At 42.0% G+C, this 14,310-nt stretch carries 14 protein-coding genes; 2 read left to right on the top strand and 12 right to left on the bottom strand.

Translation table 11 applies throughout. The features are described 5' to 3' along the window. Nucleotides 1-82: 82 nt before the first annotated feature. The 8 genes from OSJ91_RS08710 to OSJ91_RS08675 all read right to left on the bottom strand — a co-directional run bounded on the left by OSJ91_RS08710 (nucleotide 83) and on the right by OSJ91_RS08675 (nucleotide 9,439). The gene (locus tag OSJ91_RS08710) at nucleotides 83-2,005 is read right to left on the bottom strand and encodes a stage V sporulation protein D (protein ID WP_137018800.1); all 1,923 of its coding nucleotides are present in this window, start codon (nucleotides 2,003-2,005) and stop codon (nucleotides 83-85) included. Between the two features lie 113 nt (nucleotides 2,006-2,118). Continuing rightward, nucleotides 2,119-4,275 (bottom strand): penicillin-binding protein, encoded by a 2,157-nt coding sequence (locus tag OSJ91_RS08705; RefSeq protein WP_485891382.1) that lies wholly within the window; start codon nucleotides 4,273-4,275, stop codon nucleotides 2,119-2,121. Between the two features lie 2 nt (nucleotides 4,276-4,277). Further along, nucleotides 4,278-4,634, bottom strand: a complete 357-nt coding sequence (gene ftsL / locus OSJ91_RS08700) for a cell division protein FtsL (RefSeq protein WP_101224576.1) — start codon at nucleotides 4,632-4,634, stop codon at nucleotides 4,278-4,280. Nucleotides 4,635-4,665: 31 nt separating this feature from the next. Further along, nucleotides 4,666-5,598 (bottom strand): 16S rRNA (cytosine(1402)-N(4))-methyltransferase RsmH, encoded by a 933-nt coding sequence (rsmH, locus tag OSJ91_RS08695; RefSeq protein ID WP_034313911.1) that lies wholly within the window; start codon nucleotides 5,596-5,598, stop codon nucleotides 4,666-4,668. A 52-nt stretch (nucleotides 5,599-5,650) separates the two neighbouring features. Further along, nucleotides 5,651-6,082: a division/cell wall cluster transcriptional repressor MraZ gene (gene mraZ, locus OSJ91_RS08690; protein ID WP_034313914.1), complete on the bottom strand. Its 432-nt coding sequence runs from the start codon at nucleotides 6,080-6,082 to the stop codon at nucleotides 5,651-5,653. A 337-nt stretch (nucleotides 6,083-6,419) separates the two neighbouring features. Continuing rightward, nucleotides 6,420-8,048 carry a bacillithiol biosynthesis cysteine-adding enzyme BshC gene (bshC, locus tag OSJ91_RS08685; RefSeq protein WP_350301947.1) on the bottom strand — a complete coding sequence of 543 codons (1,629 nt, stop codon included), beginning with the start codon at nucleotides 8,046-8,048 and terminating at the stop codon, nucleotides 6,420-6,422. 109 nt (nucleotides 8,049-8,157) lie between these two features. Beyond that, entirely contained in the window at nucleotides 8,158-8,550 is a 393-nt protein-coding gene (locus tag OSJ91_RS08680) for a DUF3397 domain-containing protein (protein WP_350301946.1), read from the bottom strand. Nucleotides 8,551-8,554: 4 nt separating this feature from the next. After that, nucleotides 8,555-9,439, bottom strand: coding sequence for a 2-dehydropantoate 2-reductase (locus OSJ91_RS08675; protein WP_350301945.1), 885 nt, complete (start codon nucleotides 9,437-9,439; stop codon nucleotides 8,555-8,557). 469 nt (nucleotides 9,440-9,908) lie between these two features. Here OSJ91_RS08675 and OSJ91_RS08670 point away from each other — a divergent pair, with 469 nt between their 5' ends. Continuing rightward, nucleotides 9,909-10,397: an N-acetyltransferase gene (locus OSJ91_RS08670; protein ID WP_101224571.1), complete on the top strand. Its 489-nt coding sequence runs from the start codon at nucleotides 9,909-9,911 to the stop codon at nucleotides 10,395-10,397. Nucleotides 10,398-10,441: 44 nt separating this feature from the next. Here the strand turns inward: OSJ91_RS08670 and OSJ91_RS08665 are convergent, their stop codons facing one another. The 4 genes from OSJ91_RS08665 to OSJ91_RS08650 form a co-directional block, all read right to left on the bottom strand. Beyond that, nucleotides 10,442-11,062: an RsfA family transcriptional regulator gene (locus OSJ91_RS08665; RefSeq protein WP_350301944.1), complete on the bottom strand. Its 621-nt coding sequence runs from the start codon at nucleotides 11,060-11,062 to the stop codon at nucleotides 10,442-10,444. A gap of 79 nt (nucleotides 11,063-11,141) precedes the next feature. Further along, nucleotides 11,142-11,906: an enoyl-CoA hydratase/isomerase family protein gene (locus OSJ91_RS08660; RefSeq protein ID WP_485891381.1), complete on the bottom strand. Its 765-nt coding sequence runs from the start codon at nucleotides 11,904-11,906 to the stop codon at nucleotides 11,142-11,144. Nucleotides 11,907-12,054: 148 nt separating this feature from the next. Further along, nucleotides 12,055-12,228 (bottom strand): 50S ribosomal protein L32, encoded by a 174-nt coding sequence (rpmF, locus tag OSJ91_RS08655; protein ID WP_034313929.1) that lies wholly within the window; start codon nucleotides 12,226-12,228, stop codon nucleotides 12,055-12,057. Between the two features lie 65 nt (nucleotides 12,229-12,293). Beyond that, nucleotides 12,294-12,815, bottom strand: coding sequence for a YceD family protein (locus OSJ91_RS08650; protein WP_098371093.1), 522 nt, complete (start codon nucleotides 12,813-12,815; stop codon nucleotides 12,294-12,296). A 219-nt stretch (nucleotides 12,816-13,034) separates the two neighbouring features. Here OSJ91_RS08650 and OSJ91_RS08645 point away from each other — a divergent pair, with 219 nt between their 5' ends. Then, nucleotides 13,035-14,240, top strand: a complete 1,206-nt coding sequence (locus tag OSJ91_RS08645; protein WP_485891380.1) for a nucleotidyltransferase — start codon at nucleotides 13,035-13,037, stop codon at nucleotides 14,238-14,240. The last annotated feature ends 70 nt before the right edge of the window (nucleotides 14,241-14,310 follow it).

Here is a 14,310-nt window from a genome sequence, read left to right as displayed (position 1 = left end):
TTATACGGTGTTATCCCGACTCCGTAAACAAAGCGGCTGATGATTCTTCAGCCGCTTTAACTATTCATATATTATATTATACTTATTCTGTATTTTCGCCAAGATAAATTCTTATTGTAGAGCCTTGTTTTACTTTAACGCCTGGATCCGGGGCTTGATTTATGACTTTATCCCCATTTCCGGCAATATCAAGCTTAAGATCGATGAGCTGGGTTTGCAACTCTTTTTTGCTGAGACCCACAACGTCAGGTACCTCGACCATGACGGGGTCCGTCCAGACCGTTTCCTTCTCAATCTGGTTTTTCCTTGGCTTGACGCCCATGGCCCTAAGTGAATCCTCCATGATGTTCCCAACGATCGGTGCGGCTACTACCCCGCCGAATTGTACCGTCCCTTTCGGATTATCCACAGCTATATAAACGACGATTTGCGGATCATCCGCTGGAGCGACACCTATGAATGAGAGAATATAATTATTTTCAAGGTATCGGCCATTTTCAGCTTTTTGGGCAGTACCCGTTTTCCCGCCGACCCGGTACGACTCCACGAAAGCTCCTTTACCGCTGCCTTGGGCGACAACGGATTCAAGTGCTTTACGGACTTTCTTCGAGGTTGCTTCTGAAATCACCTTTTTCTTCGCCTGTGGGGTCTTTCGCATCAGCACTTCCCCATTTTTTGGGTTCACCAGTTCCTTCGCGATATAAGGTGTATACAAAGTTCCGCCATTCACAGCAGCCGATACCGCTGTCACCTGCTGAATGGGCGTTACGGCTACACCTTGTCCAAACGCAGTCGTTGCCTGCTCAACCGGACCCACTTGATCCATGTTGAACATGATTCCTTTTCCTTCTCCGGTTAAATCTATCCCCGTCTTTTGCCCAAACCCGAAATCATTTATATATTTAAACAGCTTGTCTTTACCAAGCCGGTTCCCTAATTCTACAAACCCTGGGTTACACGAGTTCTCGACGACTTCAAGAAAAGTTTGGTCCCCATGTCCTCCGCTTTTCCAGCAGTGCAGTGTAGACCCTGACACTTCCACATGTCCGGAATCATAAAAATGTTCCTTTTCTAAGTCGACCTTCCCTTCCTCAAGCGCCGCAGCAAGCGTGATGATCTTAAAAGTCGAACCTGGTTCATATATACTCCAAACTGGTAAATTACGATTATACACTTCTGAAGGTACATTTTGGAAATTGGCTGGGTCGAAGGTTGGCCTGCTGGACATTGCCAATATTTCCCCGGTATTCGGGTTCATTGCAATGGCAATTATACCATCGGGATCATATGTCGCCTCCGCATTATCGAGCTCCCTCTCCACGATTGTCTGGATTTTGCTATCGATGGTTAGCTTCAGGTTATCGCCATCAACAGGGGGCTTATAGTCATCGGCCATATTCTCGAGCCTTTTCCCTTTCGCATCCGAGTAAAATTTAACGAATCCTTTTTCCCCGCTCAGTTCCTTATCATAAGACAATTCAATACCCATCAACCCTTGATTATCGGAGCCCGTAAAGCCAAGAACATGCGAAAGGTATTCACCAAATGGGTAATGCCGCTTTGAATCTTCAGCGATATAAACACCCTTTATCCCTAATGCTTTAATTTCCTTCGCCTTTTCATGAGATATCTTTCTGCCTTCCGGAATCCTGACGCTCATCGCCTGTTTCGTTAACCATTGATAAGCCTTTTCCTTTGTCATATCCAATATTGAAGCAAGCTGTTCCGCCGTCTCCCCTGGATTCTCAATTTGCCTTGGGATGACATAGACCGTTGGTGCAGATATATTCGTTGCCAGCTCGACACCATTCCGATCGAGAATTTCTCCTCGTTTGGCTTCAAAAGGAATATTCCTGCTCCAGGAATCTTTAGCCAGCCCCGTCAACTTATCCCCAAGATAAAATTGTACAATTCCCAATCGGATATCAATGATAAAAAAAACAACGATACCGATCGCCAATGCGATTGCCAGCCGTTTTCGGACAGTAACATTCGAAACACGCAAAAACAGGCACCTCCATTTCATACATGCTTCAATATATGCTTGTCTACTCGATGCTAGACTAGAAACCTTGAAAGAAATAAAGAGGGAATCCATTTGGGATCCCCTCTTTATATTCACTCTGTTTTCTCTTTAGTCGGTATATCTACACCAGCCCCTTCAGGCTGGGATAATTCAATATTAATGGTTTCTCCTTCCTTTACTTTTTTCCCGGCCTCAAGACTTTGTTTACTCACATATCCAGTACCTTCAGTTTTCAGATCCAGTTTTGCAACCTTAGCCAATTTCATAACATCGCGCAGTGACCATCCCTTCATGTCAGGAACTTTCATTTCTCCTTCAGTACGCAGTATTATCTTTTCACCCTGTAAAAGTATACTCTCGGCTTTTGGGGATTGATCGAGCACTTTACGCCCACTTCCGATCGTACTTACATCATAGCCAAGTTCCTTCAGTTCTTTGACAGCTGAACTCTCGGTTTGATTCGTATAGTCTTTGATTTTATTTGCTTTTTGTTTTTTAACATCAGAAGGTTTGATGTTTAGATATTGCAGGCTATTTTGCATGACAGGATTAAATATCTCTGACAATGGATCAGCCCCAACATAAGATGCACCTAACTTCGGCTGCTTGACCGCCACATACATGACCAACTGCGGATCATCTTTTGGAGCCATGCCTAAAAAGGAGAATACATAGTTATTTTTCCCTTCTAAATATCTACCTGTCGGACCTGGAATTTGTGCGGTACCGGTTTTTCCCGCTACTTCATAACCATCAATGGCATATTTTTTCCCAGTTCCTTTTTTCGCGGAAATTACCGTTTCCAAATAATCTCGTACCTGTTTTGCAGTTTCTTCCGAAATCGGTTGCCCTGTCACTTTCGGCTTTGTCGTTTTTAAAATTTTTCCGGTATCTTGATCGGAAATGCTTTTTATCACGTATGGCCGCATCATTTTTCCGTCATTGGCTATTGCGGATGCAGCTTGGATTTGTTGAATCGGTGTAACGGTCGAACCCTGTCCAAAGGAAGTAGTCACTTTTTCAAGCTTATACTTGTATTGAATTTTACCGGTTATCTCGTTGGGCAGGTCAATTCCCGTTTTTTTATCAAATCCGAACTTGGTCAAATACTCACGAAAAGTATCCGCTCCTATCTTATCCATTGCAAGTGTAGCAAAAGCGACGTTGGAGGAACGCTGAACCCCTTCAAGAAAGGTCATGCTCTTCCCTCTTTCGATTCCGCTATGATCTCCGATTTTCCCCGATCCGGCTTTGTAGGTTCCTGCAACAAAACTTTCATTCGGATTAAAGACCCCTTCCTCAACAGCAGCGGCAAGAGTGAATGTTTTCATGGTTGAACCCGGTTCGAAGGATTCTTCAATAGCCAGGTTACGCCATGTATCCGTTAACCCGACTTTCGTTGTCGGATGGAAGGTAGGCCTTTGCCCCATCGCCACTATCTCCCCCGTTTTTGGATTGGAGACAATCGCTATGATTTGTTCGGGATCGTATTTTTCCTGTACTTTGCTCATTGAATCTTCCAAGAACGTTTGTATTTTCTTATCGATGGTCAGCATGACATCATTGCCATTATCCGGGGCAACCACCTTTTCCTTCTTATCTGGTAAAAGGAAGCCCCATGAGTCACTGTCATATGTCAGCTTCCCATCCGTTTCCTGCAATTCTTTATTGAGGTACCTTTCAATGCCGAACTTACCAGCCATTTCCTCCGTTTCTTCATCCTTTTCTACATAGCCAATCAGATGGGAGGCGAAAATCCCATTAGGATAGAAACGTTTATTGGTTCTTCCGAATGTAATTCCCGGCAGTTCCAGTTTTTCTATTTTCTGCTTGACGACCTGAGTCAAATCCTTGCCGGCACTGCCAAATTCCACCTGGTATGCCCCTTTTTTCGTAAGTCTTTCATAAATGTCCTGTTCATCCATGTCGATATATTTTGCAAGCTTACTAGCGGTCATCTCCGCATCCTTGACATGCTCGGGCTCCTTTTCACTGAGTACAGCCCTTAAGATATAGGAGGAAGTATCCTCGGCGATGACTTCACCTTTTGTATCGAGTATGCTTCCCCTTTTGGCTTCTATGACCTGTTTTTTTTCATATTTCTTGTCGATTTTCGCAGCCAGTACCTCCCCGCCTGCTGTTCCTGTCACCTGAATATACAAAAAGCGGCAGACTAATACAAAAAAGAGCAGGCCGAATAAGAAGAATAATCCGGCTGCCCCATGCTTCATATTTTTTTGTTTCTGCATTATCACTGCACACCCTTCACATTATTCTCATTTAACTTGAACCCTAGCGCTGCAGCTTTTTTCCAAATCCTTTCGTATGTACTAAGTTCAGCAACCTGCACTTTCAAATCATCATTCACTTTACCCTGTTCTTCAATCGACGTTTCCACTAGCTGGATCTCTTTATTCGTTTCATAGATGGCCGCTTGATTTGAGACAATTTTCACTCCCATAAAGGTAACCATGATAGCAAGGGCACATAGTAAGAAAACTTCACCAATGGATATCTTCGCTTTACGGATGACCACCGTTTGATGTGTCTGTTGCTGCTGTTGATCTTCATATTGCTGTTCTTGTATTTTTTTGGCTATGGAACTCATTCATGTTCCCCCTTACTGTTTTTTTCTGTAATTATTGCTTTTCGGCGATTCTTAGCTTGGCCGACCGGGAACGATTATTCCCTTCCAATTCTTCTTCCGAAGGTAAAATCGGTTTTCTCGTAATTATTTTCATGGTTGGCTTGAATTCATCCGGGATAACTGGAAGTCCAGGCGGAAGGTCAGGCATGCTACTGGCCTTTTTAAATACCGTTTTACAAATTCTATCTTCAAGTGAATGGAATGTAATGACAGATATTCTTCCCTCTTTATCCAAAAGCGATATGGCTTGCTCCAAGGAATCCTCAAAGACACCAAGTTCGTCATTCACAGCGATTCTTATTGCTTGGAACACTCGTTTCGCAGGGTGTCCGCCTTTACGTCTTGCCGGGGCCGGTATCCCATCCTTTATTAGCTCCACAAGCTCGAACGTCGTTTCAATCGGTTTTATTTCACGTGCCGCTTCAATTTTCCTGGCAATTTGTTTCGAAAACTTTTCTTCTCCATATTGGAAGAAAATTCTCAGCAAATCATGGAATGACCAAGTATTCACGACATCATAGGCAGAAATGGCAGCACTTTGGTCCATCCTCATATCCAAAGGTGCATCATGGTTATAGCTGAAACCACGCTCTGGTGTATCCAATTGTGGGGATGACACGCCTAAATCATAAAGGATCCCGTCCACTTTCTCGATTCCCCGGGCATTCAACTCTTCTTTTAAGTATTTAAAATTATTAGGAACAAGAACAATACGTTCGCCATAGCTTTCCAATTTTTCCTTAGCATTCCGAATTGCCGTTTCGTCCTGATCAAAAGCATAAAGCCTGCCTTTGTCAGAGAGCTGTGAAAGCAAGTATTCGCTGTGACCGGCTCCTCCTAAAGTACAATCCACATAAATTCCATCAGGTTTGATGTTCAATCCATCAACCGTCTCTTTTAATAACACTGTTGTATGTTGAAACATGCTAGACATCCTTCCAATCGGTTATTGAGTGACTCTATTTCTGAGGGCAGCCTTAAATATCAAAGCCAATCATATTTTCTGCTATCTCAGCGAAAGAATCCTCCGAAGCTGAAAAATAGTTTTCCCAAAGGGATTTGCTCCAAATCTCAATACGATTGGTAACACCAAGAATTACACATTCTTTTTCCAATTGGCCATATGAAGTAAGCGGCGTGGGGATATTAATTCGCCCTTGTTTATCAATTTCGCATTCTGTAGCTGCAGAAAAGAAAAAACGGGTAAAGGCTCGGGCATCTTTTTTTGTTAAGGGCAGGGCTTTCAGCTTTTCTTCAAGCAGCTTCCACTCTTCCATAGGATAACCAAATAAACATTGATCGAGTCCGCGGGTAAGGACAAATTGCTCCCCGAGATTTTCCCTGAATTTCACCGGGACTATCAAACGGCCCTTTATATCGATGTTATGATGGTACTCTCCCATGAACATACCCACTACCCCCACATTCTAATCTCAATGTACCACATTCCCCCACCTTTCTCCACTTGTTTTTACTTTCTCCTTCCAAGTAAAAATTCCCTTCTTTTCTTCTTAAGTTTATTTAGCCAAATTATTCAAAGAAACGTGCTTTTCCCTCGAATGCACTCAGACTAAGACGCAGTCCCACTATTACTGTCGAAGCCCCACCTGACAAGTGCCCGGGAAACAGAAAAAAAGACAGGCTTTAGCACCTGTCTTTTTTTTACTTTTATTCTCTCCGTCAGGATTGGTAAGTGGCAACCCTATTAAAAAATGATTAGTCCGCCACTATTCCCCAAAACGGTTTCTAAATGAAAATCAATTTATGCTGATTATTGAACCGGTATTCCAGTTTCATCATATCCCGAACGAACTCTGGCCCATATTGATTCAAGTAATAAAACACGTTCCAAATCCGCTCCTGAGGTGATTCAAGAGGGTACAGTGAATTTGCTATCCGTTCATATTTCTTCAATATGACCGAATGCCGTTCCTTTGTACGGTCATCGATTTTGCCATACATGAAATTCAATTGTTTTTGGATGAATTCGATGTTTTTGTTCAACATCGGCTCCAGTCCTCTATCTAAAGAGACAGCGTGGACAAATAGCTTTTCATGGTTCTCTTCAAGCTGTGATTTCAGCGTCCCAAACAGATTGTCAATCGTCTCATCCTTCACGGAATCAAGGTAACTTTTCACTGCATTAGCGGTTCCTTCAGTCAGAACAGTTTCCAAACTGAGTTCCATTTCTTCAAGATCGCTATGGATACTGCGCTCCACCAGCGTGATGTTTAACCTAGGGATGATTGGCGGCATCTTCATGGAAAACAACTCAAATACCTTTTTTAATTCGGCCCAATAAGCTATTTCCCCTGGCCCTGAAACGAAAGCCAATACAGGGAAAAGCATTTCCTGCATAAGCGGGCGTGTAATGACATTATTGCTTAATCGTTCTGGATGGTTTTTGGCTATCTGCAAGAGTTCCAGCTCGGTAAATGATACCTCACCGTTTTTTCCGCTGAAACCGCCTTCTACACGCTCGAGTAAACATCGATCTTTTTTTTCTGGATCATAATAAAATAAATTAGCAGCATGTTTATCCATTTCAATCATTTTCGCATACCCTTTCGCATGCATGAATGATTGCTGGTCCTCGACCATTTCAGCAATCCGTCCACTTTCATTGACCATCGATTCAAAGTATGCCTTCTCAATTCGCCTTAATTCCGGATCTCCGGCATCGACTAGTAAAAGGCCATATTCTTTGAACCATTCATGAATCAGCCTGGCGAAGAAGTCGACGAAGGTATTCGATTGCTTAATGGTTTCCTTCATATCAATCAGGAGTTTATTCGTAAAGGCCGTTTCTCCATATGTTTCAATGATTTCCTCAAGCCACTTCTCTGCCTTTTCCGTTTCCAGCTCCACGTCAGAAACCATTGTTTTATACGGTTGATAGGAAGGGTAGGTTTTTTTATCGGGTTTACCGTTTTTCATGACATAAACATGATTGACTTCAGCTAAATCATGATCTTCTCCAGCTATCCAAAAAACAGGAATGACTGGCTGCCCCAATTCTTTTTCCTGTTCTTCCGCAAGCTTAATGATCGAAATCACTTTATGAATGGTATACAGCGGCCCTGATAATAACCCAGCCTGCTGTCCTCCAATCACAACCACGGAATCATCCCTGCGCAACCTTTCAATATTCCCCTTAACTGCCTCACTGAATGAAAGACGAGACATGTATTGTTGTATGTAATCCGACAATTCATCACGTGAAAAAGAGCGGTTCATCAATTCACTATATCTATTGAGATAAATGTCAGGCTTTGCTAAGTCATAGTGAAAATAATCCTCCGTTTCAAGACGGTTTTGTAAATAGTCCGATGCAAAACGGTTTAAAGATGGTAACGCGAGATCTTTCATCTCCATTTCTGTTCTCCCTTTCTCTGCAACTACAATTCTTTTTAGAGTATAACATTCCGGTTTAAGAAAACAAAAGAAGTTGCCCAGCAGCAGAAAATTGATGCGATGTTCTATGTTATGTAGTCAATATCTTCGTAATACTTGTAATTATACCGATGGAAAATAATAGAAGGTAAGCCACGAAAAAGAAGGCGAAGTTCACTCTCCAAAAACCCTTTAATACCTTATGGAATATGATTTCTTCTTTTACCTTGTAATGGACAAGGACCACCAAGAATGCATTAAGAATCATGATGAGCATGATCACCCAAAGAATTTGCTTATCCCAAATCGTAATGATCAAATAATGGACGGACAATACGAATAGCAACGTACTCATGTCCATTGCAAATTGAACGGAGCGCCTATGGTTCCCAGTGAATTGTTTGGCACTAATAAAAAAAAGTATATACCCTGCGAAAGGCAAGGTAATAAATATCGCGGCAAGGTTTGAAACTACGTACGGCACATCCTCATCCCCCCTGAGACTCTTTTCCTTTGACCATCTTATATAGAGAAGACGTCAGGCAATGACTTTTCCCTTTGCTCTTTGCCTCCAAGAGGATATGACCCAAAATGGCATCAATTTCCGTTTGACGGCCATTTTCTAAATCTTTTAGCATCGATGATCGATTTTCAGCTGTTGCCATACAAACGGACCTCACATTTTCGAATGACTCATCCTTATTTTGAACTTCCAAAATATCGGAGACTTCTTCAAAAAGGTCTTGAAACATTTGGTAATAAAAGGGGTTAGTGATCAAACCGCCATTTTCCACGCCAAGTATCGCCGTTAATGGATTTATCACTGCATTGACGACAAGCTTATCCATCAGCATCGAGTGAAAATCCTCACTCTTCGTAAAAGGAAAATGATCGATCCTTTCATCCACTAACGATAGTTGCTCAAGTTCCCCTTTAAAGGAAGCGATCCTTGTAATGCCGAGCCCTGTATGCTCGACGGTATTCCCGTCATGTTTCAATGCCCCATGCTCCACTACTCCCACATATATGCTAGGGGATTGAAGCTGCTTTAAATAAGAAATATGCCCATAGCCATTCTGCAAGAATAGCAACGGAACCTGAATACCTTTGATTCTAGGCAGTATTTGCGGCAGGTGATATTGCTTGACGGCCAATATTAGAAGATCTACATCCGATATCCCTTCATCCAGACCCATAGAAATGATGCCTGTCTGCAGCCGGCTTTCACCATCCGCAATAAGACGGATTCCATCACGTTGGATGATGGACGCCTGATCCGCAGTATGGGTATAAAGAGCCACACTATGTTTTTCACTTAAATGAGACGCAAACAGCAGCCCGATGGCCCCTCCCCCAATGATTCCAATTCTCATAATACCCTTCCTTACTTTTTGAAATATATTTACTATTTTATCACATTATCTTTTTTATCCTGCATCAATTTCACATCAACAACTTTGGAAACGCCGTCAACCTGATTGCATGGAGTTTACCCGCCAACAACAAGGCTCGTCATAAAATATCAATGGAAAGAATTATTAATACGCCATTGAAGATATATTCTCTTCTTTAAGCGTTAATTTAATGGTATATTAGATACGAAAAGCTTAGCCATTTTATAGACTTTATAGGAACAAAAGATAACTCCAATCTCTACCCACGAAATATTGGAGGGAAAAGGGCGGGGGATAAAAGGCTATAAGCATTTAATCAGCTAGGATAAATCGATGATGTCATACTAGATATAACCTAAGCTGGAATTCCACATTGTAAAGATCAGTGGGATGACTTTCAAAGGGTACTATCGGAAGAGGTTTATCAGAATTAAGGGGGAGCTTTTTTATGGAATACAAGGTTGAACGATTACTTGTAAATTTTAAAACGCTTGAGGAATTCAAAAAATTCAAAGAATACGGGATACAGGAACTGTCCATGCTCGATGATTTAGAGGCTAACATCATTGAAAATGACAGCCAATCACCTTTTTACGGAATCTTTTATGGCGACAAACTTGTAGCCCGCATGAGCCTGTATAAAAGAAGCGCTAAATTTGACCGGTATTTTGACAATTCTAGGGACTTCCTTGTTCTCTGGAAACTTGAAGTCCTGCCTAACTATCAGAAAAAAGGTTATGGAAGAGCCTTGGTTGAATTCGCCAAAAGCCTGAACATGCCTATCAAAACCAACCCAAGAGTTCATTCACAAGACTTTTGGAAAAAGATGGGCTTTTCTGCCGTTTCCTATGATTTGGACAGGGACCTTGGAGAAAACCCGCTGATTTGGAGCCCATTTGACATACAAGATAAAAAAGAAATAGATACGCAGGAATAAGGAATACCAAGAAAAATGCGGGCGGATTTTCCCACCCGCATTTTTCATTTATTGACCCTTTCCAAATTGCCATTCTTATCCATTTGAAAACTCACCTTCGGATTCGTCTTTTCGTCCTCTTGTACACTAAGCTTTCTTGCACGCTCCATTATCTGCATTAACGCACGATAATCTTCCTCAACAGCTTTCAGGTTTTCTTTAAGCAAAGCATTCTCTTCCAGCAATCGGACATTTTCCTGTTCAAGAATTAGGTACCGCTCTGAAATCCGTTCTTTTTCCTTATTATCAAGCTGAAAGAATTCATCCATTTTGGTTAAATATAATATAACTTCCTGAAGGGTAATAGATTCTTTCTCTTCAAGTCGGGGGGACTTTTCTTCAATCGTGACATTTTCTACCGTCGCAACCGAATCCCTTTCCATTTCAGGATTATTGACCACCTGTTCTTTCCTTTGTTTTTTCGCCAGCTCTATCCCTGATTTATATTGCTTCCTTACAAATGAGTTCCAACGGAACCCACAAGCAGCAGATGTCCTCGATAGCTGTTTCCCCACTTCTTCAAACGCCTTTAATTGTGTACTGCCTTCTCGTATATGCCTCAGCACCACTTCAGCCAACAACAGGTCCTCATCATGAGTCCATGCATCTTGTCTCGCAATCGTCATCTCTCTACCTCCTAAGCAAGTTTTAATTCATAATATGCACATGCTAGGAAAGATAGAAGATATATAGAGCGTGTAATATTTATTTTTTCTTATTTAAAAAACGATCGACTGCAGCATGATGCTCATCACTCGCCCACAGTTTAGAACATTCCCGGATTTCCGCATCCATTCTTCCTTTAAGCCCGCTACCCTGCCATTTATGGACCAGCAATCGCTTATAGGCCATCAATACCCCTGTCTCATGGCGAAGGAAATCTTCTGCGAATCTTTCCCATCCATCCGCACCTTCTCCGACTATCTCATCTACGAAACCCAATTCCTTTGCTTCCTCAGCTTTATGTATTTTTGCATCCAATAATAGCTTTAGCGCTTTTTGCCCTGATATTTTTTCAAGTAAAAGTGAAGCCCCGCCCCAGCCTGTCGTTATTCCCAGAGTACCTTGTACAAACCCCAGCTTAACTTCCCTCTTTGCTATTCTGAAATCACAAGCTGTCGCAATTTCGCACCCACCGCCTAAAGCACTTCCATTGATGAGCGCTATTGTTGGTTTTGGGAAAACTGCTAGTTTATACAGAATTTCACCCATTTTCGATAACATAGCAAAGGCCTCTTCTTCTGTGCGCAAATCCTGAAATTCCTTTAGATCCCCGCCTGAACAGAATGCCTCGGAGCCCGCCCCTGTCAGGACCAGCAACTTAACTTCAGCATCGCCTTCAGCTTCTGACAATATCGACTCGAGTTCGTCCATCAATTGATAATTCACGGCATTCCTTTTCTCCGGTCTATTAAACAGGAGCTTCATGAAACCGCGTTCATCTTTTTCAACATTAATTACTTGATCCACGTTAACACCTTCTCCGAAACCATCGGCAAACATAGATGATTCAAAATATTCTGCCAAATATATTTGTAAAAAAAGCACAGAGAAAAATCCCTGCGCTTTGATTAGCGTGTTGCATCAAGAAAGCATAGCTCTCAAGTAGGTCAAGAAATTATTTTGCGACAACTTCTTTTCCTTTATATGTTCCACATTCTTTACAAACGTGATGTGAAAGAGTCATTCCACCACAGCTCGGGCATTCTACCATACCAGGTACTTGAAGCTTGAAGTGTGTACGACGTTTTCTTTTTACAGTTTTCGACGTTCTTCTAAAAGGTACAGCCATTATTCCCACCTCCTTAAAAAATATAAAAAAGCTGGAAAAATCGGATTAACGATTTTTCGTTCCAATCAAGATTCTTTATTGTTGTCAAAAAAGTCGGCAAGCTTTGCAAATCTCGGATCAACCTTATGCTCATTTTCCTCTTCAGAAATAACAGCCCAGTCTTTCCCGGATTGAGGAGCAGCTTCATTCGAATCGACATCCTCACAAAAAACCTGCATCGGAATTTCTAGCAATAAATTTTCTTTAATTACCGGTATTAAGTCTACAACGTCACCTTCCACAACAGTGACATCGTCTCCGTAGAAATCGGCGCCATCTGCCTTTAAAAGAAAGGTTTCCTTTGTATCAATATCAATCGGATATTTAACGTCTACCAGTGTACGGGAGCAAGGTAATGTTAATTCACCTGAAAGATGCAAGTGAAAAGTAATCTCGGTCGAGCTGATATCAGCTCTTCCTGCTACTCTGATCGGAGAAACATCGCGAATTTGCGGGTCTCTTTCTCTAATGTCCAAGACATCCACCAGTTCATCAAACCGTAAATCTTTGTCCCGAATTTTTTGAAGTTGACTAATCGTCCATTTCAATTGAAATCACCTCAAGGCAACAAAAATAATTATAGCTTTCAATTATAAGTTTGTCAATATTTTTTCTTTACACTATAATGTAGTCATCCTAACTGATTGTCTAGGTTTAAGAAACATTACAAACAAAAAAATCCGGACGATTACTTATAGTAATTTTACTTGAAATACTATTTTAGCACTAAGTTGATAAAATACAAAGTTTTTCTCTGAGGTGATCGAATGAAAGCTTGCGGTTTAGTAGTCGAATATAACCCTTTTCATAATGGACATGTTTTACATGCAAGAGAAAGTAGAGAAAAAACAGGGGCAGATGTTGTGGTCGCTGTCATGAGCGGGCCCTTTTTACAGCGTGGCGAGCCCGCTATCGTCAGCAAGTGGACCCGTGCCGAAATGGCCTTGAATGGCGGCATAGATCTTGTCATTGAACTTCCCTATGCTTTCGCGACACAGAAGGCGGAGATATTTGCAAAAGGATCTATTTCCCTTTTGGAATCCCTTGGCTGTGACTCCTTTTGCTTCGGAAGCGAAGATGGCCGAATTGAACCATTCATCACCGCCCACAGAATTCTTTCGGATAATTCCGCTGCATTCGATGCTGCAATTAAATCGGCTATGGATGCCGGTAATAGTTATCCGGCCAGTGCTGCCCAGGCTTATCGATCGATCATCAATGATGATGCGGCATTGGATTTGACGAAGCCAAATAATATTCTTGGAAAGGAGTATGTAAGTGCTGCCCTATCAAATGGCTACTCCATTCGCCCTTATACGATTCAAAGGGTCGCTGCCGGATACCATGAAACAAAATTGTCCAAAGACCCTATTGCCAGCGCAACGGGGATACGTAAAGCCATCCATGAACATAGGGAATTAAATTCTGTTTCCAGTTATATTCCTCAGCCGACAATGAATGGTCTTGAGCAATATTTAACGCGCTACCATGCCTTGCATGACTGGGAAATGTATTGGCCCCTGTTGAAATACCGAATCCTTTCTTCCTCTTTAATCGAATTGGCAGGGATATACGAAATCGAGGAAGGTATAGAACACCGAATAAAGGAGATGGCCAAACAATCTTTGAGCTTTTCTGGATTCATGGCAGATTTGAAGACAAAACGCTACACATGGACACGACTACAGCGGATGTGCGTCCACATATTGACCCATACATTAAAGGAACAGATGATTCACAATGATCAACCAGCCTATATCAGACTTCTTGGCATGAATGGCCGGGGACAAGAATATCTTCGCACTGTAAAAAAAGGTTTACCCCTCCCGCTCATCTCTAAACTTTCGTCCTATCAGAAGCAGGACATCGATACGGACTTGCGAGCGGCACAGGTGTATGCACTCGGCTTGTCCGAACCGTATCAGGCTGCCTTGATGAAACGGGAATTTGAATCTCCCATCATTTTCAAATGAAGAATGGTTTAAGCTTGGCCCGTCCATCTTTAAGAGTAAAAATCCAATCATCAAAAAAGCGCAAACAGTA

The organism is Bacillus sp. T-10(2022), assembly GCF_056502895.1.
This window is presented reverse-complemented; position numbering and strand designations above follow the sequence as displayed.